Raw genomic sequence first — 2,638 nt, 5'->3', positions numbered from 1 at the left:
AGGCCTTCGCGCGGGGCGTCGGCGAGCCAGGAGGCCGCTACGGCGCGCAGGGCGGTGGCGTCGCGGAGGCCGCCGCGGGCCTCCTTGAGGTCGGGTTCGAGGAGATACTGCAACTCGCCCTGGCGCTCGGCGCGTTCGGCGCAGAGTTCCTGGAGTTCGGGGAGGCGTTTGGGGGCCTGGTTGCGCCAGTCGGCAAGGACGGCCGTCCGCAGGGAGGCGGTCAGGCCGAGGTCGCCGGCGATGTGGCGCGCGTCGAGGAGGCCGAGCTGGACCTTGAGGTCCTCGCCGGCGGTCTTGCGGGCCTCGGCGGGTGTGCGCACGGAGTGGTCGAGGGCCAGGCCGAGGTCCCAGACCGGGTACCAGATGCGGTCGGCGAGCGCGGCGACCGCGCCGGAGTCGCCGCCGTCGTGCAGGAGGAGCAGGTCGAGGTCGCTGCGCGGGGAGAGTTCGCCGCGGCCGTAGCCGCCGACGGCGACGAGAGAGACGCCCTTGAGGGCTTCGGAGCCGGCGGTGAAGAGGCCGGTCAGCCAGTCGTCGGTCAGTTCGGCGAGGGCGGCACGGCGCGGCGGCCCGGACCGCGCCCCCTCGGTGAGGAGACGCAGCCGGGCCGCCGCGTAGCCGCTGGGTCCGGAGTCCTCTGCATCCTTGCGCACGTCCGTACTCGACACCCAGCGACTCCTGTTCTGTTTCTTTTTAGAGCGCGTCCGGTCCGCGCTCGCCGGTCCTGACCCGGACGGCCGTCTCGACCGGGAGGGACCAGACCTTGCCGTCACCGATCTTGCCGGTTCGGGCGGCCTTGACGATGACGTCGATCAGCTGCTCGGCGTCGTCGTCCTCGGCCAGCACCTCGATGCGGATCTTGGGGACCAGGTCGACCGTGTACTCGGCGCCCCGGTAGACCTCGGTGTGTCCCCGCTGACGACCGTAGCCGCTCGCCTCGGTGACCGTCAGACCGTGGACCCCGAAGGCCTGCAGGGCTTCCTTGATCTCGTCGAGCCGGTGGGGCTTCACGACGGCGGTGATGAGCTTCATGCGTCCACCTTCTTCGTCTCCGTGGCAGAGGTGAGCGTGCCGCCGCTGAGGCCGCCACCGGCGCCGCTGAAGTCGTACGCGGTCTCGGCGTGCTCGGCCTGGTCGATGCCGGAGACCTCTTCGTCCTCGGTGACCCGCATACCGATGGTCTTGTCGAGGAGGAAGGCGAGGACCGCGGAGACGGTCAGGGAGTAGAAGAGGACCGCGAAGACACCGGCGCACTGGATCCAGAACTGGTGCATGCCTCCGCCGTAGAAGAGACCCTTGACCGCGGACTGGCCCTTGCCGCTGGCGAAGAGGCCGATCAGGAGGGAGCCGAGGATACCGCCGACCATGTGGACGCCCACGACGTCGAGCGAGTCGTCGAAGCCGAACTTGTACTTCAGTCCGACGGCGGCGGCACAGCCGACACCGGCGATGGCGCCGACGGCGATCGCGCCGATCGGGGAGACCGCACCACCGGACGGGGTGATGGCGACCAGACCGGCGACGGCACCCGAGGCCGCGCCCAGCGTGGTGAACGCGCCGTGGCGGATCTTCTCGTAGGCGAGCCAGGCGAGCATGGCGGCGGCGGTGGCGACCTGGGTGTTGACGAACATCAGCGCGCCGACGCCGTCGTCGTTGCCGAGCCACGAACCGGCGTTGAAGCCGAACCAGCCGAACCACAGCAGACCGCAGCCGAGCATGACCAGCGGGAGGCTGTGCGGACGCATGGGGTCACGCTTGAAGCCGACGCGCTTGCCGATGACCAGGATGACGCCGAGGGCGCCGGCACCGGCGTTGATGTGGACCGCGGTACCACCGGCGAAGTCGATCACACCGAGCTTGTAGGCCCAGCCGTCGGCGCCCCACACCCAGTGGGCGACGGGGACGTAGACGACGGTCAGCCACAGGGCGACGAAGAGCGACCAGGCGGAGAACTTCACGCGGTCGGCGATGGCACCGCTTATCAGGGCCGGGGTGATGACCGCGAACATCATCTGGAAGACCATGAAGACGAAGATCGGGATGGTGTAGCCGGGCCAGAGGTCCGTCAGGCCGACCTTGCTCATGCCCAGCCAGTCGGAGTCGTAGCCGATGAAGCCGTTACTCGAACCGAAGGCGAGCGAGAAGCCGTAGAGAACCCACAGGATGGTGACGATCCCGATGCTGATGAAGCTCATCATCAGCATGTTCAGGGTGCTCTTGACGCGGACCATGCCTCCGTAGAAGAAGGCGAGTCCCGGTGTCATGAGCAGCACCAGGGCGGAACAGATGAGCATGAAGCCTGTGTTCGCGGAGGACAGTTTGGGTGCCTCCGCGGCAAGCGTGATGGCGGCTGATGCCATCGGCGTCTCCTCGTCGGTTGTACGGCCCCGTGCGGGCGAAGCCTGGATGCGGTCCGGTCAAGGCGGGGGGTCCGGTTATGCGCCCTGAGATTGGCGCAGCGCGGTTTCGGTCGAAGCCCCTCGTTGTTTCGCCGGAGTGACGAAGGCGCCGTGCGTGTTACGCGTCGATGAACTGCCGGATCTCCGGCCGGGCGATCGTTATCGTCGCGCAACCTTCCCCGGCGGCGGGAAACCGGCCCCGGCCGGACTTCCGGCGGCCTGGCGCGGGGGCGCCGGGG

The 2,638-nt window shown here is 69.1% G+C and carries 3 protein-coding genes; all 3 read right to left on the bottom strand.

Annotation, left to right across the window (positions count from 1 at the left end):
- The coding region (locus tag R6V09_RS50455; RefSeq protein WP_317888140.1) for a nucleotidyltransferase domain-containing protein at positions 1-668 on the bottom strand (668 nt) is incomplete at its 3' end.
- A gap of 25 nt (positions 669-693) precedes the next feature.
- The gene (locus tag R6V09_RS50450; protein WP_003997576.1) at positions 694-1,032 is read right to left on the bottom strand and encodes a P-II family nitrogen regulator; all 339 of its coding nucleotides are present in this window, start codon (positions 1,030-1,032) and stop codon (positions 694-696) included.
- A complete protein-coding gene (locus R6V09_RS50445; RefSeq protein WP_317888139.1) occupies positions 1,029-2,360 on the bottom strand; it encodes an ammonium transporter in 1,332 nt (443 codons plus the stop codon). Before R6V09_RS50445 ends, R6V09_RS50450 begins: the two co-directional genes overlap by 4 nt.
- Positions 2,361-2,638 lie beyond the last annotated feature (278 nt).

Origin of the sequence: Streptomyces sp. W16 (assembly GCF_033194735.1) — a bacterium.
GTDB lineage: Bacteria > Actinomycetota > Actinomycetes > Streptomycetales > Streptomycetaceae > Streptomyces.
The sequence above is the reverse complement of the archived record's forward strand: the minus strand, read 5'-3'. Positions and strand labels throughout refer to the sequence as shown.

Excerpts from the sequence above, each read along its gene's own strand:
- R6V09_RS50450 (WP_003997576.1), bottom strand. The coding sequence starts at position 1,032 with ATGAAGCTCATCACCGCCGTCGTGAAGCCCCACCGGCTCGACGAGATC.
- R6V09_RS50445 (WP_317888139.1), bottom strand. The coding sequence starts at position 2,360 with ATGGCATCAGCCGCCATCACGCTTGCCGCGGAGGCACCCAAACTGTCC.